Origin of the sequence: Vibrio superstes, from assembly GCF_003569005.1 — a bacterium.
Lineage (GTDB): Bacteria > Pseudomonadota > Gammaproteobacteria > Enterobacterales > Vibrionaceae > Vibrio > Vibrio superstes.
In genome coordinates this window covers 63705-89500 of sequence record NZ_BCUR01000001.1, presented here as the reverse complement: position 1 = coordinate 89500, position 25796 = coordinate 63705, and the positions used below count along the sequence as shown (strand labels likewise).

At 44.2% G+C, this 25796-nt stretch carries 21 protein-coding genes and 1 riboswitch; of the genes, 7 read left to right on the top strand and 14 right to left on the bottom strand.

The annotated features are described in order from the left end of the window. Positions 1–153 precede the first annotated feature (153 nt). Positions 154–1347, bottom strand: a complete 1194-nt coding sequence (fabV, locus tag D5I41_RS00415; RefSeq protein WP_119007975.1) for an enoyl-ACP reductase FabV — start codon at positions 1345–1347, stop codon at positions 154–156. A 58-nt stretch (positions 1348–1405) separates the two neighbouring features. Next, positions 1406–2002 carry an arylesterase gene (locus D5I41_RS00410; protein WP_119007974.1) on the bottom strand — a complete coding sequence of 199 codons (597 nt, stop codon included), beginning with the start codon at positions 2000–2002 and terminating at the stop codon, positions 1406–1408. On the opposite strand from D5I41_RS00410, the gene D5I41_RS00405 reads away from it, so the two are divergent. Together D5I41_RS00405 and D5I41_RS00400 are read left to right on the top strand one after the other, a co-directional pair. Beyond that, positions 2001–2714: an ABC transporter ATP-binding protein gene (locus D5I41_RS00405; RefSeq protein WP_119007973.1), complete on the top strand. Its 714-nt coding sequence runs from the start codon at positions 2001–2003 to the stop codon at positions 2712–2714. The two genes, D5I41_RS00410 and D5I41_RS00405, sit on opposite strands and share 2 nt — an antisense overlap. A gap of 8 nt (positions 2715–2722) precedes the next feature. Then, the gene (locus D5I41_RS00400; protein ID WP_119007972.1) at positions 2723–5179 is read left to right on the top strand and encodes an ABC transporter permease; all 2457 of its coding nucleotides are present in this window, start codon (positions 2723–2725) and stop codon (positions 5177–5179) included. Between the two features lie 362 nt (positions 5180–5541). Here D5I41_RS00400 and D5I41_RS00395 read toward each other — a convergent pair whose 3' ends face one another. Genes D5I41_RS00395 through D5I41_RS00385 form a run of 3 tightly spaced genes read right to left on the bottom strand, consistent with a single transcriptional unit; the run spans position 5542 to position 7918 of the window. Further along, entirely contained in the window at positions 5542–6489 is a 948-nt protein-coding gene (locus D5I41_RS00395; RefSeq protein WP_119007971.1) for a 5-oxoprolinase subunit C family protein, read from the bottom strand. Then, on the bottom strand, positions 6486–7190 hold the full coding sequence (gene pxpB, locus D5I41_RS00390; protein ID WP_119007970.1) for a 5-oxoprolinase subunit PxpB: 705 nt from the start codon (positions 7188–7190) through the stop codon (positions 6486–6488). The genes D5I41_RS00395 and pxpB overlap by 4 nt, the downstream gene beginning before the upstream one ends. After that, entirely contained in the window at positions 7187–7918 is a 732-nt protein-coding gene (locus D5I41_RS00385; protein ID WP_119007969.1) for a 5-oxoprolinase subunit PxpA, read from the bottom strand. The genes pxpB and D5I41_RS00385 overlap by 4 nt, the downstream gene beginning before the upstream one ends. Positions 7919–8146: 228 nt before the next feature. Here D5I41_RS00385 and galE point away from each other — a divergent pair, with 228 nt between their 5' ends. Together galE and D5I41_RS00375 are read left to right on the top strand one after the other, a co-directional pair. Further along, positions 8147–9160, top strand: a complete 1014-nt coding sequence (gene galE, locus D5I41_RS00380; RefSeq protein ID WP_119007968.1) for a UDP-glucose 4-epimerase GalE — start codon at positions 8147–8149, stop codon at positions 9158–9160. Positions 9161–9594: 434 nt separating this feature from the next. After that, entirely contained in the window at positions 9595–10482 is an 888-nt protein-coding gene (locus tag D5I41_RS00375; protein ID WP_119007967.1) for a LysR family transcriptional regulator, read from the top strand. A 49-nt stretch (positions 10483–10531) separates the two neighbouring features. On the opposite strand, the gene D5I41_RS00370 is transcribed toward D5I41_RS00375, so the two are convergent. Beyond that, positions 10532–12898 carry a bifunctional acetate--CoA ligase family protein/GNAT family N-acetyltransferase gene (locus D5I41_RS00370; protein ID WP_119007966.1) on the bottom strand — a complete coding sequence of 789 codons (2367 nt, stop codon included), beginning with the start codon at positions 12896–12898 and terminating at the stop codon, positions 10532–10534. A 202-nt stretch (positions 12899–13100) separates the two neighbouring features. Here D5I41_RS00370 and D5I41_RS00365 point away from each other — a divergent pair, with 202 nt between their 5' ends. Continuing rightward, positions 13101–13646, top strand: a complete 546-nt coding sequence (locus tag D5I41_RS00365) for an SPOR domain-containing protein (protein ID WP_119007965.1) — start codon at positions 13101–13103, stop codon at positions 13644–13646. Positions 13647–13676: 30 nt separating this feature from the next. Beyond that, a complete protein-coding gene (locus D5I41_RS00360) occupies positions 13677–14669 on the top strand; it encodes a D-alanine--D-alanine ligase (RefSeq protein WP_119007964.1) in 993 nt (330 codons plus the stop codon). A 400-nt stretch (positions 14670–15069) separates the two neighbouring features. On the opposite strand, the gene D5I41_RS00355 is transcribed toward D5I41_RS00360, so the two are convergent. Together D5I41_RS00355 and D5I41_RS00350 are read right to left on the bottom strand one after the other, a co-directional pair. After that, positions 15070–16767, bottom strand: a complete 1698-nt coding sequence (locus tag D5I41_RS00355; protein ID WP_119007963.1) for a hypothetical protein — start codon at positions 16765–16767, stop codon at positions 15070–15072. A 768-nt stretch (positions 16768–17535) separates the two neighbouring features. Beyond that, entirely contained in the window at positions 17536–18501 is a 966-nt protein-coding gene (locus D5I41_RS00350; protein WP_119007962.1) for a tyrosine-type recombinase/integrase, read from the bottom strand. Positions 18502–18667: 166 nt separating this feature from the next. Between D5I41_RS00350 and yciH the strand changes: the two genes are divergently transcribed. Next, positions 18668–18979, top strand: a complete 312-nt coding sequence (gene yciH, locus D5I41_RS00345; protein ID WP_017029934.1) for a stress response translation initiation inhibitor YciH — start codon at positions 18668–18670, stop codon at positions 18977–18979. 93 nt (positions 18980–19072) lie between these two features. On the opposite strand, the gene D5I41_RS00340 is transcribed toward yciH, so the two are convergent. From D5I41_RS00340 to vxrA, 6 genes are all read right to left on the bottom strand, one after another. Beyond that, on the bottom strand, positions 19073–20446 hold the full coding sequence (locus D5I41_RS00340; protein ID WP_119007961.1) for an NCS2 family permease: 1374 nt from the start codon (positions 20444–20446) through the stop codon (positions 19073–19075). Positions 20447–20547: 101 nt separating this feature from the next. Next, positions 20548–20647: riboswitch (purine riboswitch) on the bottom strand. Between the two features lie 870 nt (positions 20648–21517). After that, a complete protein-coding gene (locus tag D5I41_RS00330; RefSeq protein ID WP_119007960.1) occupies positions 21518–21928 on the bottom strand; it encodes a bleomycin resistance protein in 411 nt (136 codons plus the stop codon). Between the two features lie 562 nt (positions 21929–22490). Then, positions 22491–22646: a YoaH family protein gene (locus D5I41_RS00325; protein ID WP_017029941.1), complete on the bottom strand. Its 156-nt coding sequence runs from the start codon at positions 22644–22646 to the stop codon at positions 22491–22493. A gap of 22 nt (positions 22647–22668) precedes the next feature. Then, positions 22669–23550: a DUF2861 family protein gene (locus D5I41_RS00320; protein ID WP_119007959.1), complete on the bottom strand. Its 882-nt coding sequence runs from the start codon at positions 23548–23550 to the stop codon at positions 22669–22671. Continuing rightward, positions 23550–24212, bottom strand: coding sequence for a response regulator transcription factor VxrB (vxrB, locus tag D5I41_RS00315; protein WP_119007958.1), 663 nt, complete (start codon positions 24210–24212; stop codon positions 23550–23552). The genes D5I41_RS00320 and vxrB overlap by 1 nt, the downstream gene beginning before the upstream one ends. Then, a complete protein-coding gene (gene vxrA / locus D5I41_RS00310) occupies positions 24187–25641 on the bottom strand; it encodes a sensor histidine kinase VxrA (RefSeq protein ID WP_162892764.1) in 1455 nt (484 codons plus the stop codon). Before vxrA ends, vxrB begins: the two co-directional genes overlap by 26 nt. Positions 25642–25796: the final 155 nt, after the last annotated feature.

The window sequence follows — 25796 nt, the reverse complement described above, 5'->3', positions numbered from 1 at the left end:
TTACAATGAATACTAAGTGAGTGCCTTAAAACTCCATCTATTCAAGATGCGCTCTCTTGTATAAGGATAGTCTGAATTACTCAGTTCGTTTGAAACATAAAACGGCTACCAAGTTTGATAGCCGTAAGTAATTGAACTGCGGTAAAAGAGCCGTTAGGGAATAAGCGATTTTAACGTTTCTAGCGAGTATTCTTGATCATAATCGACCCCGTCTATGTTAAAACCATTGAGCTGCATAAACTCTGTTTTAACCCCCTGGTAATCCCCCAGTTGTTTAAAGTTAGCCTCATTAAGCATTGGCAGTATCTCGGCGACTTGTTGCTGAACGGAATCTTTTAGCTCCCAATCATCCACTCGAATCAAGCGTTCGCCATCAACGATAGGCGTGGGGTAGAGCTTAGAGTTAAATAAGCGCTGCATCTGCTCAATACAGGTTTCGTGAAGCCCTTGATCTTTCATCGACTTGTACAGCGCTAGTACGTATGGAGAGAATGTAGGAATAAAGACGCTTGCCTTGGTGACCAGCGCCTTACACACACTGGCGTACGCGCCACCATCAAAGGCTGCAAGCTTAAGATTCAATGCGTGACTCGTTTGATGAAGATCGACCTTAGCTCTGCCTAACGTGCCCTGATGATAGATAGCATGGGTGCATTCAGGTCCAATGTAAGAGAAGGCGATAGTCTGGCATTGCGGAGCGATAGCATCGTGGTTAATAAGGAAGTCCACCCAGCTCTCCCAATCTTCGCCACCCATGACTTTTTGGGTGTCTATTATTTCTTTCTCAGTTGCTGGTGGAAGTTCAGATTCAATCCATGAATCGTGTTCAAAGTTTATGCTGGCGCCTTTGAGAGGCTCGCCAATAGGTTTGATGGCTGAGTGCCACATTTCATCGGAATTGGGTTTTGGCCTAACACCGGTTGCCAGGCTATACACAATAAGATCAACCTTGCCATTAAGCTCTTGTTGTATAGTGTCGATGACCTGCTGCCTAACCTTATCAGAGAACGCATCACCGATAATGTTAACCGCCTTAGAGCCGGCCTTCTCAGCCTGCTGTTTGAAGTAGATATTGTTGTACCAGCCAGCACTGCCTACCCCTTTTTCTGAAGGACCTCGTTCAAAGGACACTGCGATGGTATCCGCTTTTGCTCCGCCAAAGGTAAGTGCAATACGTGAAGCCAGCCCAAAGCCTGATGAACCACCCAGAATCAACACCCTTTTAGGGCCTTGGGTTATCGCTTTTGAGCGCGAAACATACTTTATCTGATTCTTGATAGCTTGCTCACAACCTGCAGGGTGAGCAGAGCGAGCAACGACGCCTTTGATGATGGGTTCAATCTTCATCTAATCAATTCTCTCTGTATTAAGTGTTGAGTGTCAGGTGTTAGAAGAAAGTCTGCAATTACAGTAATGGCGACAGTTGCAGTGCGACAAACTCCGCGATCCATGGCTGAGCATTCGCCTTAGGGTGCAGGCCATCTTGCATCATCAAATCAGGGTCGGTGATGATCTCAGCCAGAAAAAATGGAATTAAATCAACGCCTCTGTCTTCAGTTACGCTAGGATAGACTTGTTCAAATGATTGCGTATAGCGCCTACCATAATTGGGTGGGACTTGGATTTGCATAACAATGACTTTAGCGCCACTTTCTTCACTGAGATCAATTAGTTTGGTTAGGTTATCTTTGATCAGTTTAGGGGGGAAGCCTCGTAAACCATCATTAGCACCAAGTTCAATCAGCACGTAATCGGGGCGATGTTTGTCTAAAAGGGCAGGTAGCCTCGTTAAACCATTACCTGTGGTATCTCCAGATATGCTACCGTTAATGATTCTCATTTGATGGCCACGCTCGGATAGCTCTTCAGGCAATAGAGTGGGCCAAGCCTTTTCGATAGGCATTTGGTAGCCAGCACTGAGGCTATCGCCGAGGACCAATAAACTCGCTGCGTTGGCGTTTATGGATAAAAATAGAAAAACAAAGGAAAGTACACGTATCATGACCACATCCGTAATTAAGGCTCAATCGGTTACTAAAACAGTCTCTACCAAACAAGAGCATTTAACAATCCTGCAGAATGTAAATTTGGATATTCATTCCGGAGAAAGTGTGGCTATTGTTGGTGCCTCTGGCGCGGGTAAATCGACGCTAATGACGCTGTTGGCAGGATTAGACGTTCCTAGTGAGGGCGAGGTTGAGTTACTGGGACATGCGCTGTCTGAACTTGATGATGAACAGCGTGCCGATCTGCGCAGTCAGTACATTGGGTTTGTATTCCAGAGCTTTCTTTTGATCCCAAGCCTAAGCGCTTTGGAGAATGTAACCTTGCCTTGTTTGTTAAGAGGCGAAGCCGAAGATGAACAGCGAGCTAAAGAACTGCTTGCGTCCGTAGGCCTAGAAAATCGTTTAGACCACCTTCCATCTCAACTCTCTGGTGGAGAGCAGCAACGAGTGGCCTTAGCAAGAGCTTTTATGTTACGCCCTCAAATATTGTTTGCTGACGAACCCACCGGTAATCTCGACCAGCACACTGCGCAGAATATTGTTGAGCAATTGTTTGCGTTAAACAAGCAACATGGTACGACCTTAATCATGGTCACTCATGACAATACGTTAGCCTCTCGTTGTGACAGAGTCTTTAGTATGCAATCGGGACATCTAGAGGGTGGTACCGTGCACAGTGAAGAGTCAGATTCTGCGCAATTGGCTTAGGGGGTACTATGGAACAGTCACAAACGGCCTCAATCCCGCAAGTCAATGCAAAGCTAAACCGACGTCTGCTTGCTTGGAGCTTTAAAGAAATTCGCCATGGTCAGTTGTGGCCTATATCGGTGGCACTCACCCTCATTATTGCGTGTGTGTTTGCATTATCAGCCTTAGCTGAGAGGATGGAGCAGGTCATCGTCAAGCAGGGTAGAGATGCCCTAACCGCTGATCTAGTGTACCGCTCCGCAAATCCCGTTCCCGAAGCGTTAAATACGGAGTCATTGTCACCGGACATTGATGTTGCTTCGATGGTGAGCTTTGCCACTATGGCATTTGGCGATGAAGAGATGCTACTGGTTTCGGTTAAGGCCGTTGATGAGGCCTACCCATTGCGCGGCGATCTAGTACTGGCATCTAACGAACGTAGTACCTCCCATCTCAATAAAGGAGAACTATGGCTTGAAGAGCGAGCTATGTTGGCATTAGATGTTAAGCAAGGTGACACTGTCACTATTGGTGATGCGGATTTTACATTAAACGGTATGATAGAGCAGCAACCAGGGCTCAGTTTTAATCCATTCCAACAAATGCCTACAGCGCTTATACACTCCAGTGATATCGCGCGTACTGGAGCGTTGCAATTGGGCTCTAGAGTGCGCTATCAACAGTTTTTTACCGGACCAGACGCGCAATTACAAGCCTTGAAAGGTCAGGTAGAACTCTCCCCCAGTGATCGCTGGCGAGATCAAAACAGCCGCAGTCGTACCAATGATATGTTCACGCGAACGACTCAGTACCTGTCTTTGACCGTCGCGATAGTGGTGATCATGGCCGCGACCACCTTAGTATTAACCTGCCAGCACTATGTAGCTGGGCGTCGCCAAACCATTGCAATGCTAAAGAGCATAGGGGCAAGCAAGAAGTGGATAGGTCGCTGGCTTATGATTCAGGTACTTCTTTTGTTCGTGACTGGTGTTGTGTTTGGCGTGGCTATTGGTTATGTGCTCGAAGTATTGCTGCGTGTACCGTTAGCGGATCTGCTCCCTGAACCACTACCAAGTTACGGCGTCACTCCAATGTTGGTCGCCATCTCAAGCTGCTTCTTAATTGGCGTACCTGCTTTGGGTATCCCAATGATAAATCTATTGAACACTTCGGCAACGAACGTGCTGCAACCTGTGGAGCAGCGTCACGGTAAAAGCTGGTGGCTAGTATTGGTGCCCATCATTCCAATGCTGATAGTGTATGCATCCAACACCTTAGTTTGGATAGTGCTCGCGGGCATGGCCGTGCTGTTTGTGGTGCTAGCGGGTGTAGCTATGATGATTTCAAAGCTTATTGGAAAGCTGAAATTGAGCCCGGCTATGGCTCTTGCGGTAAGTCGCCTTAATCGTTCATCGTTAGCCAGTGGACTACAATTTGGCGCATTAGCATTATCACTGATGCTACTAGCGATTGTATGGTTGGTTCGCACAGATCTTTTGCAAGATTGGCGCAGCACGCTTCCAGAGAATGCACCGAATGCTTTTGCTATAAATATTGCCCCTTATGAGGTTGATGGATACCTGCGTCAATTAGATGCCGAAAATATTGAACGCTCCCAAGCCTTTCCCATTATTCGCGGTCGTTTAGCCAAGATTAATGATGTGGATGCCAAACAGGTATCAAAAGACAACCAAGACACGGATGCAGTGCGTCGAGAACTCAATCTCACTTGGGCTGACAAACTACCAGAGTACAATGAGTTGTTAGAAGGTACGTGGGGAAGTGACAATGGCGTCTCAGTGGAATCGGAGGTAGCTGCCGCGCTTAACCTCAGAATTGGCGATGAACTCGAATTTGTGATCAGTGGCCAAGAGGTGAAGGCTGTGGTTAATAGTATTCGTAAGGTGGAATGGCGTGAAATGAAGCCCAATTTCTATTTCATCTTTGCGCCTCAATATGCACCACAAATGCCTGGAGCATTTATGGTGTCTTATCGAATAGAGCCAGAGCACGACGCTATGATCCAAGCCCTGTCATCTCAGCATCCAACAGTAAGCTTGCTTGATATTAGAAAGATGGGCGACAAGATCCAGTCGCTTCTCTCTCAGATAATTTGGTCTATTACCGTCTTGGCGGCTCTTGGTGTAGTGGCGGGGTTACTGCTGATATTTACGCTACTGCGTCTAAGCATTTCACAAAGACAGTTGGAAATACGCTTATATCGTACGTTGGGTGCCAGCAAAAAGCGCATTTCAACCACGTTATGGTGCGAGTATGGGTTAATGGCGCTTATCGCAGGCTTAGTGGCAAGTTTAGGCGCCGAGGCAAGTGTTAGTGGGTTACTGTATTGGGGCTTTGATTTATCAGTTCGAATGCATCCACAGCTGTGGTTTGCACTTCCTGTACTGACCTTTGTGATTTTAGCCTTGGTGGTAAACAGTTTAATTAAGCAGTTATTACTACCAGTAAAAAATGGCTCATTGTAGGCAGTAAGGCATAGATTTACGATCTGTGCCTAAACTGTTACTAAACAACAAAAAGCCCTCAGCCCAATACCCATTAGGGCTATGAGAAACTGTATTGTAAAAAAGTTAACAAAATTAGGTAATATTTATCCACTAATGTTATTGCAAATCACTAGCATTCTAAGTGAATCAAGCATTTGCACCAAAATGGTTATCCACACGAATTGTGGATAACTAGTTGGATAACTCTTCACAATAAATCGTCGAGCTAGAGCTTAGCCTTTAGCAATTCAAGGCTTAGCAAACTTCGTTATTCACAATGTCGTTAGAACGGTTTTTTGGCTGAAATAGGTCAAGTATTTTTTTTATTAATTTGCGCTTTTTTATGGTGCTTCTTTTTGGAAAAATTTTAACCAGTTTTTGTATTCTGAAAGACAAGTGTTTACATCTGATGGGATGAACTGAACTTTTGTTCCCGGTTTAGCTTGTGCGAGTGTAGCAAGGTCAAGCCTAGCGATAGTGCCTAGCTTATGGTACCCACCGATAGTTTGCCGTTCACACAGCATGATAATAGGCAGACCACTTGGTGGTACCTGTACGGCACCGAGGGCGATGGGTTCTGAGATTAGATGTTTTTTAGGGACGGAGATGGGGTTTCCTGCTAATTGATAGCCCATTTTGTTGCTTTGACTGTCAACGCTATAAAGTGTTTCAAACAGGGTTTGTGTTGCATTTTGATCAAATAAGGCGTGTTGAGAATCGGGCAAAAGTCGAAGCGGTATGATCGATGTTGGTGCAAAGTCTGGGATGAACTGGGGTGCAACAGAGGTTGGCTTACATTGTTTCAATGAAGGGGCAATGCAACACACTGCGTCGCCCGCTTTTAGTGCTTGTCCGTCACTGTGTAATCCACCTAAACGGTCTTTGGTTACTGTTGATCGGCTTCCATGATGCAAAGGCGCTTTGATACCGTTAGGAAGGGCAATATAATTCCTTAAGCCAGTGCGTGGCATCCTAACGCTAAGGCGCTGACCTCGCTTAGCCCATACTCGACTCCAGTTTGGCAGAATAACGTCATCTAAGTAGACGTTATCAAGCGCTCCAGTAACGGCAAACCAAGAATCTTGTGCAAATTCTGCTTCTAGGCCGCCAAGGCTGGTTTCGATAACTGAACTAGCAAAAGGGTTTTCCAGCAGCTTATTCGCCCAATGAAAAGAGTACTCATCAGCGACTCCACCTTGGGTAATCCCCAGATGGGCGTAACCAAAGCGTCCATTATCTTGAATGCTTGTTAGCGCATTGGTTTTAAGCAGGGTGAGTACCTTAGTCACAACAGGCCTCCAAGCTCAATAAATTGGCGTTTAGAGATAGCGATGAAGCGAACCTTGTCACCAGGTGACAATACAGTCATTGGATCATGTTGTGGGTTGTATAACTCTATGGGGGTTCTGCCAATGATATTCCAGCCACCAGGGCTTTCTTCCGGATACACAGCCGTTTGCGGGCCAGCAATAGCCACACTGCCTTTTGCAATTCTTGGTCTTGGTGCATCTAGGCGGGGTAGTTGCAGCATCTCTGGTACTTGCGCCATAAAGGCAAACCCCGGGGCAAACCCTAAAGCGTGCACTTGATACTCTGCTGAGGTGTGAATTTCTTGTAATTGCTGTAGCGACAATCCCTTTTCTTTAGAATAACGAGCCGCATCTAGCGCGACTTCTTCGCCATAATACACCGGAATTTCAATGATGTTTTTTGATGAAGGAGCGGGGTTACTACTTAGTTCCAGTAACAGTGACATCAGTTGCTCATGGATGAGCTTGTAATCGAACTTCAACCCAGAAAACTCGATCAATAAAGTAGTATAAGAAGGCACACAGTTAACGGGTTTGGGCGTTAGTTTATATCGAACAATCGAAGCAACACGAGCGATGTAAGAGGGCAGAAACTCATCGATGTCATCTGAAAATCGAAGCAGGATGGCGCATTCACCCACTTGATAAATATATGGCTTACGGTTAGGAGTCAGGGTCACTTCGCTTGCTCATTAATTAAATCACGCAGATGTTGAGCAAAGATAAGGGCATTGCTACCGTCACCGTGAACACACAAGGTATCGGCAACCACTTGAATTGGCGCATTATCAATACTGCTAAATGTGCTACCGCTAATCAAAGCTTGTGCTTGATGTTTCACTTCATCAAGCTCGGTCATGACCGCGCCTTTTAAAGTGCGCGGGGCAAGCTGCTTACCCTTGGTGTAGCGTCTATCCACAAAGCCTTCGTGAATGAGAGTCACATTTGCCCGTTGTGCGATGTGTAAATAGTCGGCGTTGTCGGTTGCTAGCACCATTAAAGGTAATTGCAGTTGCCTAGCAGCCTCTATAACGGAAGAAAATAGCGCTACATCTTTCATCATGTCGTTATAGAGGGCGCCATGGGGCTTTATATAGTCGACATTGGCTTGATGTAACCGGCATATCCCCTGCAGAGCGCCTACTTGATAGAGGATAAGGTGGGTAATTTGAGCGTGAGTATGGGGAATAGAGCGCCTGCCAAAGCCTTGCAAGTCCGCATATCCTGGATGGGCACCAATAGACACTCCGTGTTGCTTGGCGAGTACGACAGTAGTCGACATAGTGTCGGGATCTGAGGCATGAAAACCGCAGGCAATATTCGCCATATCGATATAGGGCATGATCTGGGCATCATTACCCACTGTCCATGCCCCTAAGCTTTCGCCCATATCACAATTTAGTTTCATCCCTTCCTCTCTTGCACTCGGAGATCAATCCACTCACAGCAACTCTATGATGTTGTTGCGATTTATTACGTTCCAGATGTGTATTGTAAAGAATAACAACAAACGAGAGCATTTGGCCAATTAAGGATTTGAACGCCGCACTTTCAAGCAGTGAAAGCGCATTGGCAAATTTAAAAATTAACAAAAATGAGGTACTCTTATTTATAAATCAATCAGTTGGTAAAACTCATGAATGTACTTGTAACTGGTGGTATGGGCTATATTGGCAGCCATACCTGTATACAGCTTCTAGAAGCAGGGATGACACCTGTAATTTTTGACAACTTATATAACAGCAAGGCGAGCGTAAATCAGCGCATCAGCCTAGTTTCTGGTGAAAATGTTGAGTTCGTCGAAGGCGATATCAGAGATAAAGCATTACTAGTCAAAACGATGCAACAATTTAATATTGATGCGGTTATTCATTTTGCTGGCTTGAAGGCCGTCGGTGAGTCGGTGGCTAAACCCCTCGAGTATTATGACAATAACGTCAACGGCACTCTTGTACTGGTGGATGCGATGCGAGAGGCGGGTGTTAAGAGATTAGTGTTCTCTTCTTCTGCAACGGTTTATGGGGACCCAGCCTCAGTGCCTATTACCGAAGACTTCCCTACAAGCGCGACTAACCCTTATGGGCGTAGCAAGCTAATGGTAGAAGAGTGTCTGACTGATTTTCAGGGGGCGAATCCTGATTGGAGCATCACCTTGCTACGCTACTTCAACCCTGTAGGCTCTCACCCAACCGGGCACTTAGGTGAAGATCCACAAGGGATCCCAAACAACCTTATGCCATTTGTCTCTCAGGTTGCGGTGGGTCGCCGCGAATATCTGTCTGTGTTTGGTGATGACTATCCGACGCCTGATGGAACCGGTGTTCGTGACTATATTCATGTAATGGATCTGTCTGATGGTCACATTGCAGCGCTGCAGAAGGTAGGGAGTGAATCAGGTTTGCACATCTTTAACCTAGGCACAGGTAATGGTTCGAGTGTTTTGGATATGGTAAAAGCCTTTGAACAAGCGAGCGGTACGACTATTGCGTACAAGATTGCCCCTCGTAGACCCGGTGATATTGCCGAGTGCTGGGCGGATCCTGCCAAGGCTGAAGCGGTTCTAGATTGGAAAGCAACGCGTACTTTGCAAGAAATGAGCGAAGATACTTGGCGCTGGCAATCGGAAAATCCGAAGGGTTACCCCGAATAATTCCGAATAACTAGATACTTTTTTCGCCACAGAGTGTTACAATTGGTTTTAGAATTTAACGAATCTTAATAACTCTTTGATATCAGGTGGTGAAACATTATGGAACTAGCGCTAATCGTGACATTTATCGCAGCTTCAGTAGTAATGGTTACTAAAGAAATAAAAGCAAACAAGTAAGCACGGTTTATTTTGCAATAATCCAACTTTTTGTTTTTCTTTTATTGATTGCAAAATTCCAAAGCCAACTCCATGTGAGTTGGCTTTTTCGTTTCTATACCCCACTAATTGTTCATAAAATCAATGGCTTATAGCGACCGTCCTTTTTTGATCCCTCTTTACTTTGTTTGTCTTGCTTCAATATAATTGATGAAATTCAGTGACTTTATATTTGATAGTGATTAAATAACACGAAATAAGCCTTGATAAGGAAGTCAATGATCACGCCAATCACTCTTGAAGCCATGCACATCCTTGATGCAATCGATCGTCGTGGCAGTTTTTCAGCAGCTGCAGAAGAATTAAATCGAGCGCCATCGTCTCTTAGCTATCAGATTCAAAAGCTCGAACAAGAGCTGGATCTGTTTATCTTCGACCGCTCAGGGCACAGGGCAGAACTCACGCCTGCAGGCAAAATATTGTTAGAGCAGGGCAGAGTAATTCTCGCAGCTACAGCAGATATGATTAATGATGCCACCAGTCTTGCCAATGGTTGGGAGCTAGACCTTACCATTGCTTTTGATGGTGTGATTCCGGTAGGACATTTTTTCCCTTTAGTTGAAAAACTGGCAAAACAAAGCAAAACACGCCTGAAACTCCAAGAAGAGATACTTGCAGGGGGTTGGGAGGCATTAGCCTACGATCGCGCTGATATTCTTGTGGCTCCTATGACGGACATTTCCCTTCCTGAGGCAAAAATAGAAACAATAGGCAGCATAGGGTTAACCTGGGTGGCAGCGCCAGAGCATTTTGTTCATAAACGCGCCGGCGAATTTGATCAAGAAGCGCAATCGAACTATCGCGTCATAGCTATCGCCGATTCAGCAAGAACTAAGCCTACACGCAGTATCAATGTGTTTGAGAAGCAGCAGCGCCTCACGGTAACTAACTTTGCCTCTAAGATAGAGGCATTAGAGAGCGGTTTGGGCATAGGCACAATACCCACGCATATTGCCAAAGCAAAAATAGAAGCAGGGCTTCTTAAGCAAATCAGTGGCAGTGAAGAGTCTGAATTACCGGTAATAATGGCGTGGAAGCGAAATCAGATGGGCAAGGCTAAAAGCTGGATGATTCGCAACCTGCCAAAGCAATGGAGCCTTAAGTGATGGCGAACTCATTTAAGGCGTCGCTTAAGGCTCTGCTGGTGGTTTGCCTTTAAAGGGGCAGCGCCATCTCTACAACGCCTTCTTCAAAGTCTACGTGAGCAGAAAACCCTAGCTTCTGTGCTAGGGTCACCATGCCCTTATTTGATGGCATGGTCATGCCTTCTATTCGAGCAATGCCCTTATCTCGACAGTAATCGATGATGGCCTGCATCAGAATCCGGCCCAGTCCTTGTCCTTTCATATCTGAGCGAATAAGCACGGCAAATTCTGCGCTGTTACTTCTAATATCGGTAATGGCGCGCACAACGCCGATAATTTGTGACTCTTTTTCAAGAACTAATGCCATCTCTCTGTCGTAATCAATCTGTGTCAGGTTGGCGAGCGCTTGATGATCAAACTCTCCGACATCACTAAAGAAGCGTTTATATAAATCCTCTTTGCTGACGTTATTGATGAACTGGGCGTGTAAGGGTTCGTCTTCTGGTCTTATTGGGCGAAGCAGAGCCTCACTAGCATCTTTGAGGCTAACTATTGATTCCAGCTCAACAGGATAAGGTCGAATGGCTAAAACGCGGTTGCGGGTCTCTCCAAGCTCAATGGACTGAGGCTCAAGTTGAAGATGCGAAGAGTCATTAAATGCTCCACTGAGGTGTATCGATTGGATCTCGGTTAAATCCACAATAAGCTGAGAAAACCTGACTAGCGTTTGTGTTAAAGATTCAAACTGTCCGGTGCTGACCGGCGGTAACTTCCCGCGTCTTAATGCCTTTTTAATCAGTGTTTCTGCCAATTTCTGGTTGAGTGGCGGAAACCCTGCGACAAACTGTTTATCACAGACCTCACCCTTACGGCCTAGCAATATGACGGGACCAAAAGTGGCATCACATTGTAGGTGCAAAGTAACGTCTGTGTTTAGGCCCTGATCGGTTTCAATCTGATAGCAGTTCAGCAGCTGTGCAGTCTTATCTGTGTTAAGCGTATCAGTAGGGCTTTGAGACAAAATTTGCTTAGCCCTCAGTACCGCTTCAGCCTCATGCTCAATAGAGAGCGGAGTTTCCATTAACTGAACTTGGCTTGCTCGGTAACGCACAAGATGCATAAACGCCATGACACTGCTTTCAGGAGTGCGATAGGTAGGCACCCCATGCCTTGAAAATAGGCTTCTTGCTTCCTTAGCTGAGGTTTCCCCTAACCAGTTAGTGAGCAGGTTGACTCGTCTGCGATTTGGGTGCTTTTGATAGATCTCAAGTAACTGAGTTGCGGTAGCAAGTGGATCCGCAATTGCAGATGGGCTGAACATGATGAGTATGGCATCCATGTCCTTGCTGTCTAACAGCTGACTAAATGCACGTAGTAATTTTGTGCTTTGCATATCCCCCGAGAGATCTAAGGGGTTGATGGTGCACTCGCTTGAAATCTTACCTAGAGCAGCTAATGTTTCTTCAGAAAACTCAGCCAGTTTTCCTCCTAAGTGGTTAAGGACATCACTGGCAATGACGGCAGGGCCTGAGCCATTACTGATCATTGCTAGTCGTTTCCCCTTAAGTGGGATGGAGTGAGTCAGAGTTTCCGCAGCGGCAAACAGCTCATGGGTGGAATGCACCCGCAACAAACCGCAGCGGTCAAAGGCAGAGTCATACACTATGTTGAGAGACTTACTTCCCCCATGGTGCAACATAGATAGATCTTTGCCCACTTGGGAGCGGGCTCCCTTTAGAACTAATACTCTCTTATTACGAGCGGCCGCACGAGCTGCTGACATAAATCGTCTAGCATCTTGAATATGCTCCACATACAAAAGAATCGCTTCCGTCTTACTGTGCATAGATAGGTAATCAATGACTTCAGAGACATTGACATCCGCCATACTGCCAATAGATACAAATGCGGAGAAGCCTATTTGCTTGTCATTTGCCCAATCGAGAACCGTCGTAGCAATTGCACCAGACTGGGAAATGAAGGCGATTTTGCCCGGTTGTACGCTCACGGGTGAAAGAGAGGCATTTAGGTTAGTCCAAGGCATACAAATACCAAGACTATTTGGACCAATCATGCGTATATTGTGCTGTTTAGAGAGGCGTTTGATCTCGTTGGCGTGAGCTTCATCAAACAGCGAGTTGGCTATCAAAATAGCGGCTCGAATTCCTTTGTTATCAAGATCGTCAAACAACGTCGTGAGCTCTTGATGGTCGATGCAGATAATGGCCAATTCTGGGATCAACGGCAGTGATTCAAGGTTTGGATAACACAGCACACCAGAGACTGAGGTGTGGTTCGGATTTACCGGCAAAACGGTGCCATTAAAGCCAGAGTGAAGGAGGTTATCAACAATGACCTTTCCAGGAGACATCGGTCGATTTGACGCACCGATCACGGCAATTGCATTTGGGTTAAACAGCGAATCCATCGGGCTCATACTTGTCATTCCTCTGTATGGTATCTGTTTAATTTTAAAGCTGTTTCAGTAACTAGTGTGACATTTTTAGCCACTTCAGTAGTTAAAGGCTGAAAACTGAGCCGTTGATCACGTCAAATTGCATTTAGACACCCGCTTACCCTTGATTATGCAACCGATGATGGGCATGATTTTCACAACTAAGTGCGTAAGAGAATCAAAAATGAAAAAAACCGCAATTGTGTCATTGGCTTTATTATTGGCTGCATGTAGTTCAAGCGACTACGAATCTGACGTTCAATCAGAAAGCTATCAAGAGAACTATCAGACCAATCAAACTGAAGTCGATGAGAACAAAGCTGAAATCGTGGAAGAAGATGTTGCTATCGTTGAAGAAGAAGCTTCTGAAATTAAAGAGCAAGATGCTGCAGATACAGAAGAAGTGGCTAAAGAATCAGAAGCGCCTGCAAAGACATCTGCGCTAGCACCGACGGAAGGCTTCTCAATTCAGCTTGCCACTATCTCAGATGAAGAAAAAGCCAAAGCCTTTGCTAAAGCGCTGAATACGGAGTCTGCTTTGTGGCTGCAAGCAAAAGAGATCAACGACAAGCCAGTTTACTCTGTTTTGATGGGTGATTTCGGTGATTACGATGAAGCTAAAGCTGCGGTTGCCGCACTGCCTGAAGGATTGCAAAAGCTTAAGCCATTCGTTAAAAACTTTACTGACAAAGAATTAGCAGCAACAGACAGTTTTCAGCTGTTAAAATAACTATTACTAAGATTGATTGGGTTTATCTAGATGTCGAACATTAATATTCTTTTGCTTTGTGGCGGCGCTTCCTCAGAGCATGAGGTGTCTTTGATTTCAGCTGACTATGTACAACAGCAACTGGAAACTACTACAGGTTTTAACGTTATTCGCGTTGAGATCACTAGCGAAAACTGGCGTAATCAACAAGCCCAAGATTGCTATCTAGACATACATTCGGCTGAGCTCGTGGAAGGAAACGATCGCTGTAAGATTGACTACATTGTGCCTTGTATTCATGGCTACCCTGGAGAAACGGGCGATATACAGTCACTGTTTGAACTATCAGGGATTCCATACTTTGGTTGTGGGCCAGAAGCGAGCAGTAACAGCTTTAATAAAATCACTTCTAAGCTTTGGTATGACGCAATAGGTGTTAAGAACACACCTTATTTGTTTCTAACTGAGAACAATCAAATCAGTGTGCAGAAGACTGAGGATGCTTTTAACGACTGGGGTGGCCTATTTGTTAAGGCGGCTCGCCAAGGTTCATCGGTTGGTTGTTACAAGGTCACCGATGTTCAAGGCGTTGAGCGTGCGGTTAGCGATGCATTTAACTATTCAGAGCAAGTTCTGGTGGAAAAAGCCGTAAAACCAAGGGAGCTTGAGGTTGCAGCCTACGAATACCAAGGTGAGCTGTTCATCACGCCACCAGGTGAGGTGATTGCACCTTCAGATACCTTCTATTCTTATGAAGAGAAGTACAGCTCAGACAGTCACTCAACGACTGAGATTGTTGCAAAGGGTTTAACTGAAGAGCAGCTTGAACTAATTGCGGAATACTCGCGTAAAGTCTTCGTTCAGATGGGCCTTAAAGACCTTTCTCGAATAGACTTCTTCCTAACTGAAGAGGGAGAGATATACCTCAATGAGGTGAATACCTTCCCTGGAATGACGCCGATCTCTATGTTCCCTAAAATGCTGAGCAACAACGGCCACGTGTTTTCTGACTACCTAGCTCAAGCGGTGAAAACGGCGCTTTAGAAGGCAATATCAATCACACTAGGTCAATGATCAAAAGTAGCGCTAGAAAAATACTCGACAGCAAGTAGGCTGATAAGTTATGGAGGATCTAAGTTTTACTTAGGTCCTTTTTTATACCTATAAAATCAATTACTTAATAATATTAATTTGGTATTTAGGCGTAGGGTGATTTTGTTTTATTCAATAAAATCAGATAGATAAGTTACTAACTTGAATTTTTAATCAATTATATATCAAGTGATCTAGCCAGAAGTCTCATCTTTCACTCGACTTGCGGGTATAACACCGAGAGAACGAGTTCCCAATGCTAGAAATGGAATGTAACCCTTTAAAAAAAGCGCCGACTATAGTCGGCGCTGTGTTTACGTGTTTACTCGAACGATTAATAATACCCTAGCCGTTATTGGCTCAGACTTACGGATCGTTCTGACTCTCGTAGTCTTCTACGAGCTAGCATACTTATCAGCAACGTTAGTATAGCCAGTGACCCCGAACCACCCGAACCACCTGAGTCATCTGAATCACCTGAGTTACCATCATTACCATTATCTGGATTGGTAGGAACGCTGTCAGTACACTCATCAGCTAGAGGATTGAATTCACACGTATCAGTACATTTGTCTTGATACGGATCCACAGAACACTCAACTGGCGGACAGCCTGGCGCATACCAGTCTAAGTCACACATATCGAAGCAACCTGGTTGCCACGGGTCTTCATCACATGAAATATCCGGAACTTCTGGAGGATCAACAACATCCTCAGCCTTAAATCGTACCGAGATTGGCAGGGCGTTTGCTCCTGTAATCCCTAGATTAATGGTTGAGAACACCTCACTATTTACCGGATCGTAACTGCCATTGAACAGCACCGTGATCATACAACCTTCGGTGTCTCTCAAAATCCCTTCACAATCTTCGAGTAGCGTAAAGTCAGCGCCCTGAACAGAGGCTTTCGATACCACTAAATCATCATCTGTGAAGTTCTGCACTGGAATTTTAATTTCATGCGCTTGCGAATCTCCCTCAGCAATCGTTACACCAATATCACTTGGATAAACAACGTCCTGAATGTACCCGCTAAACCAATCCATCAAGTAGGATACGTCACTGAACACCGAAAGGTATTTCCCATCAATGGGGGATTTATCGCCACCATACATACTACCGAAATAATAGTCGCCGCGCGTAATCGCACCACCACTATCACCAGGCAAACTCGCTGGATAACCTAACCCTGTATCAATACCCACCAAGTCAATGAATGACTGAGGTCGAAAGAAACATTCAGTGGAATACGCATCACACATATCAATTCGGTCTTGACCTGCTGCTGGTTGACTACTTGACACGACGATATGCGATTGCAAGTAAGGTCGATACATACGCATCGTCCCTTCTCTTAGCGTCTGAGAGGGCGTAGCGGGTTCACGAGCTTCATACCCGTATCCACGGAACACAAACTCATCTTCCTCCGTAAAATGAAGTTCACTTGTTTGCAAATCCAATAGCGGCGAAATCAACAACCCAGAATGATGGGGTACCGATTCATCCAAAACTAAGAAAGCAAAATCGTTATCATTATGATGCTGCCTGATTGGATTAGCCTTATCTTCGTCTGACCAAGAAAGCAGCCACGGGATGCCATATTCAAGCTGAGAATACCACCATTCAGAGGTCCACAGAGTTCGAACATCACCCGATAACGCGGATGGGTTGATCGGTTCTACCCAGCGAGAAAAGAGCTCTTGCAAGTAGTATTGCCATGCCAGATTTGCACCAAAAGTACGAGAAGCTTGGTACACCTGACCAACACGTTTATAAGATGCATCAGGGGAGTAACGGTCTACGCCCTGAAAAATCTCCACATCAACAATGTCACCATCAAAACAGTGACCTGCCGAAAGTAGATATTTGCCGCCCATCAACATGCCGGAGCATGTACCCATTTTATCTTGGTCACCTCGCCCTTTCGACAAGAAATGCACAATGTGGTTTTCATAATCTTCTTCAGCCACAGGGGTTGAGAAGCTGACTGCTGCACTGGGTAGTGCAATAAGAGCGAGAGACGTAGCGAGTATTTTCCTTAATAACTTCATAGACATATCCTTATTTAGAATGCTGTTCGCTTCACTCTAGACAGGAAATGTGGATAAAAATTAAACTAACCTCGCATTTCTATGCAAATATATTCAGCGGGTGAATGTGACGTGCTAAAAAATCTAACTCAATCGATAAACCCAAATGAATTTAACCTCATTAGAAATGGAATATTATGTGGTTAAATCAATATAAAACAATGAGTTATAAATTAACTATTAAGAATGAAAAATGTCGACAACTTACTCAATACAACAAGAAAGAACATGCGACGCATACCCCTGTAATATGTAAGGATATGTTGCAGCTTGTATTTACCTGATGCTTTTTCGCTAAATAATACTTGGAAGGAAATAAGTTAGAGCACTCTGTAGGGTAGATTGCATTTTGAATTAAATATGGGGTGTTTGAGTCCAGTCCAAGACCGGTGGTATCAGTATCAATGACTATTCCCATAAACCTAACCATACATCAATTTTCGAATAGATAATTGTAGTTAGCTTTTCGAGTTCAACAATTAAGTAATTGTTTTTATTGTGTTATTTTTCATCATCCTACGGAATAGAATTGAAAGTTCAATTCTAATGTACTGAATTTAAAGCATAAAAAAGGATCTAAGCAGTGCTTAGAATCCTCCATAACTTATCAGCTTAGACAGCAAGACAGGATTCTTCGAAAAGTAGTTATTCTACAATATAAAACCCTACCGCTGTTATCGAGGGTTTTAACCTGCTAGGTGAACAGTTATTTAGTACTATTGGTGTAACTCAATCCCAAGGTTTTATGACCTTGAATTTTAGCCTTTCACTGTCTGCCAATACCTGTTTACCCAAGTATTGCGCGGGCATTGCTGGGCTTATCCAACGCCCAAAATCAGTAATATCCTTGACCCCATAGCCTTGTTTAGCCAGTTCTTTGGCAGCACCCACGCGGGCCGATTGACCAGATAATTTAAGAGATAGCCCCAGTTGTGATTCTGTGGCTCGAAATACTCGATAGATCGACGATGCATCCAATGCGTCATCGCCTATATTTCCATGGCGGTCGATACGTCTGAAAATAGGACCTAGGTGGTCTGGAATCATTAGTAACCAACGCTTAACGATTTCACTGCTGGCCGATGAAAGTTGATAGGTGTTGTCGTTAATGCTGATATTAATTGGGCTGTCGTCCAGCAATTCAAACTGTACTTGATGAAATAGTAGGGCTCTTAGCTCACTTCGTTTCATGGCACATTCAAACATCACAGATAAAATGGCGGCGTCTCTTAATTGCTTAAGGCTACTTTCAGAGTCGAGTTGCTGATGAATCTCTTTTAGGTGCTGAGAGTTAAAAGCCTCCGCTTGCTTAGCGTCGCCTTTTTTATCCAAGCGTAGTTGAGCCAGTAACATCTTCACTTGTCGGTGGTTACAAGGGTCGGGGAACTCGTGAAATCGATGCACAAGACTTAGAGTTATGGCCATGCGTTTTAAGGTGGCGTATTTTCTGTTTTCACTTTGCTTTTCAAGAAATAGGCGCACTGCAGTAGTGGAGGCGGGAAGAGCGGCTACCTTGCGCTGTCCACAAAACTCTACAAAGTGATTCCAGTCGTTAAACATAGAGAGCAGAGAGTTCCGACTGTATTGTTGCTGAGTAAGGGTGTCGAAGTCGTCTAGCATTATGCGCTTATTGAATAAGACACAGCTTTGCTGCTTTAACTGTGGATCAGTGATTGGAATGCACTTCTTTCTCATTTTGATGCACTATAACTAAGTGAGGTGTAGTGTTTATAATAACGGTTAAAATACTGATTGGAAGAACTATTTAACGACAATTCTTCAAGTGGCTAAAATAACGGTGTTTAACCTTGTGATAGATCAGTGGTAAAATTGGCTCATAAGTTCACAAATAAGGCACGTTATGTCTCTTGTATATTCAACGGAAGTCGGGCGCATCAAGCCTGAAGAAGAAAAAGTAGAACGTCCAAAGGGCGATGGTGTTGTGCGTATTCAACGTCAAACCAAGGGCAGAAAAGGCAAGGGCGTTTGTCTTGTAACTGGCCTAGATATGGACGACGTGGGTCTCAAACTAATGGCTGCAGAGCTTAAAAAGGTGTGTGGCTGTGGTGGTTCAGTAAAAGACGGTGTTATCGAGATCCAAGGTGACAGTCGAGACAAAATCAAAGCGCATTTAGAGAAGAAAGGTCATACTGTTAAGTTGGCGGGTGGCTGAGTTCATTACTTTAGAATCGAAAAGGGCGATACACTAGTATCGCCCTTTTTATTAGTTATCAAATGGTTACCTAGGTGACAGCGTCACTAGCGGTTACATTAATACCAAGTAAGTAACAAAGATTGCTGATAAACCATAGATGATTGGGTGGACTTCCTTACCCTTACCCGCAACAACCATAGAGAAAGAGTAGCTGATAAAGCCCATTGCCATGCCGTTCGCAGGCGAGAAGCTAAGAATAGTAAACATGATGGTAAAGAAGGCGGCAATGCGCGACTCTTTCTTTTCCCATTGAATGCTACCTAGTCTTCCAACCATATAGATACCTACAACCACCATTGCTGGCGCAACGATTGCAGTAGAGAAAATCGAAAATAGTGGGAACAAGAATAAAGATACAAGGAATAAGCCTGACACTACCACTGCTGCTAGGCCCGTTCGTGCACCTTGAGAAGACGCAATACCGGACTCAGAGAAAGCGGTAATCGAGGTTGTGCCCAATACAGTACCAATCACAGTACCGCCAGCATCGGCAACCAGTGCAGACTTTGCGTTTGGTACCTTACCGTCTTTATCAATGATACCGGCATCGCGACCTACACCAACGATGGTGCTTAACCCATCAAAGAAGTCGACAATAAAGAAGATGATGACGATAAATAACAGGTCAAAAAGCTTTTCAGGTGTAAAGGCTGAAAAGTTAAAGATTGCACCAAAGCTTGACGCCATGCTTGGTGGCATAGATACGAGTGAATCAGGGATTGGTGCGTTAGCTGTACCCATAAAGACATCGGCAGCGATGGTAAGTACGATAGAGGTAACAAATGAGATAAAGGTTGCTAGCTTAATGTCTCGTATCATACAGCCAAGCGCAACAAAGATACTGATGTAAGCAATCAGTACTTGAGGCTCTTTAATATCGCCCATACTGACAAGAATGAACGGGTTTGCTACGATAATGCCTGCGTTTTTAAGGCCAAGAAAGGCAATGAATAGGCCCAGAGAGACGGTGATTGCAAGCTTGAGATCTTCCGGAATAGACTCAATCATGGTCTTTCTTATCTTAGTTAAAGAGAAGATAAGGTAGATGATTCCTGATAGGAAGATACCAAAAAGAGCCTCATGCCATAAAAGCGCCACAGAGCCGCTAAACAATACGCCCTTGAAGAAACCATTCATGCTCATGCCAGGTGCCAACATAACAGGGTAGTTACCAAACACACCCATAATCAAGGTAGCAATAGCTGCCGCAATAGCGGTTGCTGTAAACACTGCACCGCGATCCATACCTGGGATATCGCCTAAAATGGCAGGGTTGACTGCGAGGATGTAGCTCATCGCCAAGAAGGTAATGAAACCTGCGTACAACTCTGTACCAATGCTAGATTTACGCTCGCTGATCTTGAACTGACGGTCGATAACCGAAGTACTACTCGGGCTTGGCTGGATGAGGGTTTCTTGACTCACAATATAACCTTAATTAACTAAAACAATTAGGTAGTTGATCCATTTCATAAAAATGGAACAAGACATCGAAGCCCATGTGAGTGGTGGGTGCTGCATAACAAAAATGAGCACCGGAAAACTGTAGTCCCAGAGTTAGGTTCCAGGGTAGAAACGATTGGTCCAAATCACCAAACATATACAGCTTCGATATATTAAATTTGGCGCGTATAGTAAACGTTTGCGTGAGTAATTCAACCTATATTTTGGACAGTTTATGCTCTTATTGATCTGAGTGTTCTAAAACTGAATTTTTTTGCATTTCTAAAGCAGTAAATAAAGCGAAGGATCAGTAGCGGGAAATTAAAGGGCTTCGGAATGGAAAAGCCCTGATTAGTGGGATTAAACGGATAGTGCCTTAAGAGCGCCGCTACGACTCTCACTTGCCATATTGTCACCCATGTTCAAACCCTTGGCGTATACGAATCTTACGTTTGTGATAGCAAAGAATCATTCGACCTGCCTTAATATGGTTGGAACTACCTCAATGCCAGTGATACTGTTTATATATACAGCCCTGCGTGAAAGCAGTTCCATTTCTCTATTGGCGTGATTATTAATGGAATTGTCGCAATGCAACCATTCGAAGAACACTGCATCAAACAGGTTATCGATATTGTTACGGGTACTAAGGAGTAGGTTACCGAAAGAGTAAGAATCAACTAAGTCGAAGCTCTCCAACCAGCACGTGTTGGTTAGAGATCGATGTAAAATCATTTGTCAGTACAACTGATGAGTACGCAAAATCACTCAATGATGACATGACTTAGTAGAATGCTGGAACACAGTTCAAGGACAGAAGCAGAAAAAGACTACTAGGCCTAGATAGAGGAGGAGGAGTTACAGGGATTCACTTGCTATTCACAAAATCATATTTAACATAACATTGATTATGCGCATTTAATTGTGATCCGTTAACATAGCGCTGTATTTACTCATTATTACTAGTTGGCAGCCGTTCTAGTGTGTTGTCATGGGTAAAAATAGCGATGGTTTTATCTTATGGTGAATTTCGTGACGCAATACCTTAAAAATTTAATCTAGCACGTCCTCGCAAAACCTAAATAGATAACCGTCGGGTGTTTGGACGACAAATTGTTTTTGCACTGCGTTATGTGCACCGCAGAGGTATGACTTTGTCTCTAGTTCTAGGTATATAGAATCTTGTGCAACCTGAGATACGTGCCTATATAGCGTGTCTATATCTTTCACATCCCACTGAAGATTAACTCCTCGGCCAAATGGAAATTCTGCGGCGGCTACTAACCACTTGCGACTCTTCCCATCAATGCCTTCCAGCATTAAGTCGACACCATCTTTGGTTAGATATAAAAACTTCTCGTCCAATCGTTGGTACTTAACGGAGAAATTCAGCACCTCAATAAAGAACTGCTTGTTAACCTCTATGTTTTGACAGTAAAGCTCAGGTACAACTCTTAGCGTCATCTAATACTCCAGTCATGACTTTCAGCTATCTCACTATCATTACACCATTTTTCCTCTGATTAAAGCACAACAACTTCTGTGGAAACTAAGCAATTACAGAGATTTGTTACAGTGTAATTTGGATGGAATTAACCGGTTGAACACACGCAGACTCTAGAGGATTCGTGGCTCCACCGTGTTAAGACTTTCTGTTACAGAACGCCACATTATGGTCAACCTAGGTTAACGAAGATTGTAGATAAAACCGAACTGGCTAATTCATAACCTGTATTAATAGTACCCAAGCCCATAGTAAGTACAAACTAATGTAACGTTTGAAATTCGTACAGGATAATACACTAGACACCCCCGACCTAATGTAACTAACTTACATGTTGCTCACCACATAGCCAAACAAATAGGCATAAGTCATTGTTACAAAAGGACTTTACAAGCAAACACAAACCTTTAGCTCATACAGAATATTGTGCAATTTAACGTTATGTCGTGGATACGTGTTGATAACAGCATTAAAAATATTTAGTTATAGTGCGTTATATTTGCATAAGTAAAACCAAGAGCATTACTGCTCTTGGTCCTTTTTAAACTCTGCTCGAATGTCTTCAGCTACTTGCTTGATTGCTTGTGCTGTACTCATTCCACTGGCCATTAACTCTTGAATACGTTCAACAGCTTTCTGCTGTTCTTCATGACTTAGTGGTGGTAAATCATCTAACATAATTACTCCGAATTGCTCTACCCTACTCTTCTGTATAGTCGATAGTCTTACTGATGGTTCGTTTATCTTTAAACAGTATCGGCCCCTGCCATTGTGACTGCGTCATAGATACGCTCACAACATATCGCTCAGGCTCTACAGCGTTGCGAGGCAGTTTAACAGGATAGTTAGACTCATACGACTTATTCCATACCGATAAGTACTGACCATCTTTATAGTCATACACCGTCACCTCTTGTACAGGCAATGGACAGTAGCGATTGAGTAAGCGCTTCTTGTCTACCGCCCAACTGTCTTGCGAGTCCCAACGTACGACATGCACAGGGTCGGCTTCAGTGATAACAATCCAATGTGACCATTTATTCTGGGCTTTGTCTTCGATAGACAGCTGATACAAACCGGATTTAAGGGCTCTATTTAAACTGTAAGTCGCTTCTGTTTGTTGTAAGGTACGCTTTTCGTCAGTAATAGTTTCAAACGCATCTTGGTCTACAACCTCTTTAGAGATACTAGTATCAGGCCATAAGGTTAATCTCACCTGAGATAGTGACTCTTCAGAGACGATTTGCAGTCTCAGCTTATGAGACAAACGACCTGGTCGCTGCACCGATACCTTTTCTATGGTGATTGAGTCTAGCCAAGTAGGTAAACCTTCAGAGATCAGGCTTTTACCACAATCTTTTTCGGTGGCCTGCTTAAGCAGCGACTCTAGATGTGGTTCAAGATTATCCGTAGATTCCTGTTGCCATACCTGCACCATAAGATCAAACATGCCACTCAAATCATCTTCGAGCAGTTTCTTGTGCATTCGTGTGACAGCGTTGTTTTCTTCAAACCATTGCGCATGGGTAGTTGCAGGAACTACTACAGGAAAAAGTAACAACGCGGTTAACAGCGGTTTCATTAGCTTTTCATCTTGTAACCAACGCCACGCAATGTCTCGATATCGATACCGGGCAATTTTTGACGAAGTTGAAGCACATGAGTATCAACGGTACGCGTCGTTGGGAAGTGGTTGTAACCCCATACGTGATCAAGTAATTCATCACGAGTAAATACGCGGCCCAGGTTACTTGCCAAGAACATCAGCAGATCAAACTCTGTGCGTGTCAGTGAAATGCTAGCGCCATTGTAATCGACTTCGCGCGTGGCCTTATCGATAATTAGGTTGTCAGTGATGACTTTAGAATCATCGGTTCCCGCCTCACTGCCTGGGCTTCGTAAGTTAGCACGAATACGAGCAAACAGTTCAGCTTCAGCAAAGGGCTTAGTGAGATAGTCATCAGCACCCGCATCCAGACCCGATACTTTATCCTTAACCGTGACTAATGCAGTTAAAAGGATAACCGGCACTGATTTAATTTCTTTCCACTCTGCGAGCTTAGAAATTGAATCACCATCTGGCAGTTGTCTATCAAGAATAACTAGGTCCGCTTTTTCCCACAGCGCTGCTGTGTCTGCGATAGTTTCAGAGTGTAGGCAGGTGTAGCCTGCTTGTTCAAGGCTCACTAATAAGCCATCTGCCAGGTTTTTATCATCTTCAACGAGTAGTAGTGTCTGTTCCACAAGGGATCTCCATTACAAATTTAGTAGGGGGACCAACAAGTTTCATGCTTCCCCCCATTCGTCCCACCATTGATTCAACAATAGTCAGCCCAAGTCCAAGACCCGCTTCACTTACAAACGGCTTTCTCAATTGTTTCCAATCTTTTGCGCTTAGGTTGCCTTCGTCTTGCACTTCAATGATGAGCGTGTTGTCATTTCGATGTACGCAAAGTTCAACCTTGCCCACACCATACTTAATTGCATTATTGACCAAATTATCAATACAGGTACCAAGCCAATAGATGTTGACCCGCACCTCAATATCTTTTTCTATATTCAGAGAGACGTTCCCTGAATAGTTTTCAACTTTATAATCGAGCCACTCTTGCATTGATGGCAGATGTTCGGTCGCTAAAGGACGGTTATCTGATTGCAGATAATCTTTGCTGGCCTCGGCAAGTTGCCTGAGACGTCTTGAGTCTTCACATAAACGCCTAAACTCATCGTAAACCGTTTCTGGTAAGTGCTCGAACTCTCTCCTGAATCCCTCAACTGTCATAGACAAACTTGCGATAGGAGTGCGTAATTCATGGGTGAGTATCTGTAGAATGAGCATACGACTGCGCATCTCTTCTCGCTTACTGTTCCAGCGATAAACAGACCAACCAATAATCAAAGCCAAGTTCAAAAGCACTAAGGCATAAAGAAGATTCTTTATCAGGTGACTATTGTCGTGTTGTTGCCAGCAAATATTGCCACGCTCAAAGAAACATTCACTCACTTGCGATACAGGGCTGAAGCTTAACTCAGCCTCTTTGGCATTATGCTCTAGCGTTTCCACGTCAAACACAAAGTAACTGTCGCCCTTTCTTAGCCAAAATTCGTTACCCTGTAACATCATAGGTGCGCCTGACAGCAAGGCAGAGATCGAATCACGGTGCATCAGTTGCAACCGCCCTAGCAGACTATCAGGCTCTGCCAATTGTCTCTCATTGATGTGCATGTACTGTTGCAGTTCATCAAAACGGTCTGGATGGGCTTTCACGTAGCGAGCCGCATAGGTGCCGCCGCCGGGATGAATATGATTTGAACGAGCAAACCATTTTAGAGGTAGTTTGGTGCCTCTGCACATGGCCCGCGTAAATACTAATGGCTCGGTAACTGTTGGGCTAAGAGGTAGCTTGCCTTTACAGCTTTGGTCTAGTTGATACAGCAACTGTATATCTTTTAAAGGATATTTGCTGGTCTGTGGCAGCATAGAATTTGGATTGATTAAAGACGTCGGGAAATCGGCTTGAATCACTTGCATGTCATACACATCTTTCGCATCTTCAAACACAAATAAGCTCACCAAAGTATCTAACCTTTGGGGTAGTGTTTTCGCCGCTAGCATTGGGCTAACAGTCACTAAGCTTATGAATAGAAGTAAAGTTCTCAAAGAGTACAACATGTTTTAACTTGAATGTGCTAACTATACGCGTAAACAGTCAGGCATTCCAAACCGTACGCCATTATTGACAATGAAATGACACTTATACCAATCGTACTAAGTAACTGGTCATCCTAGTTTGTTAAAATACTCGATGACTGCGTCAGAATTTTTGA

Excerpts from the sequence above, each read along its gene's own strand:
- fabV (WP_119007975.1), bottom strand. The coding sequence starts at position 1,347 with ATGAAGATTGAACCCATCATCAAAGGCGTCGTTGCTCGCTCTGCTCAC.
- D5I41_RS00405 (WP_119007973.1), top strand. The coding sequence starts at position 2,001 with ATGACCACATCCGTAATTAAGGCTCAATCGGTTACTAAAACAGTCTCT.
- D5I41_RS00410 (WP_119007974.1), bottom strand. The coding sequence starts at position 2,002 with ATGATACGTGTACTTTCCTTTGTTTTTCTATTTTTATCCATAAACGCC.
- D5I41_RS00400 (WP_119007972.1), top strand. The coding sequence starts at position 2,723 with ATGGAACAGTCACAAACGGCCTCAATCCCGCAAGTCAATGCAAAGCTA.
- D5I41_RS00385 (WP_119007969.1), bottom strand. The coding sequence starts at position 7,918 with ATGAAACTAAATTGTGATATGGGCGAAAGCTTAGGGGCATGGACAGTG.
- galE (WP_119007968.1), top strand. The coding sequence starts at position 8,147 with ATGAATGTACTTGTAACTGGTGGTATGGGCTATATTGGCAGCCATACC.
- D5I41_RS00375 (WP_119007967.1), top strand. The coding sequence starts at position 9,595 with ATGATCACGCCAATCACTCTTGAAGCCATGCACATCCTTGATGCAATC.
- D5I41_RS00370 (WP_119007966.1), bottom strand. The coding sequence starts at position 12,898 with ATGAGCCCGATGGATTCGCTGTTTAACCCAAATGCAATTGCCGTGATC.
- D5I41_RS00365 (WP_119007965.1), top strand. The coding sequence starts at position 13,101 with ATGAAAAAAACCGCAATTGTGTCATTGGCTTTATTATTGGCTGCATGT.
- D5I41_RS00360 (WP_119007964.1), top strand. The coding sequence starts at position 13,677 with ATGTCGAACATTAATATTCTTTTGCTTTGTGGCGGCGCTTCCTCAGAG.
- D5I41_RS00355 (WP_119007963.1), bottom strand. The coding sequence starts at position 16,767 with ATGAAGTTATTAAGGAAAATACTCGCTACGTCTCTCGCTCTTATTGCA.
- D5I41_RS00350 (WP_119007962.1), bottom strand. The coding sequence starts at position 18,501 with ATGAGAAAGAAGTGCATTCCAATCACTGATCCACAGTTAAAGCAGCAA.
- yciH (WP_017029934.1), top strand. The coding sequence starts at position 18,668 with ATGTCTCTTGTATATTCAACGGAAGTCGGGCGCATCAAGCCTGAAGAA.
- D5I41_RS00330 (WP_119007960.1), bottom strand. The coding sequence starts at position 21,928 with ATGACGCTAAGAGTTGTACCTGAGCTTTACTGTCAAAACATAGAGGTT.
- D5I41_RS00325 (WP_017029941.1), bottom strand. The coding sequence starts at position 22,646 with ATGTTAGATGATTTACCACCACTAAGTCATGAAGAACAGCAGAAAGCT.
- D5I41_RS00320 (WP_119007959.1), bottom strand. The coding sequence starts at position 23,550 with ATGAAACCGCTGTTAACCGCGTTGTTACTTTTTCCTGTAGTAGTTCCT.
- vxrA (WP_162892764.1), bottom strand. The coding sequence starts at position 25,641 with ATGTTGTACTCTTTGAGAACTTTACTTCTATTCATAAGCTTAGTGACT.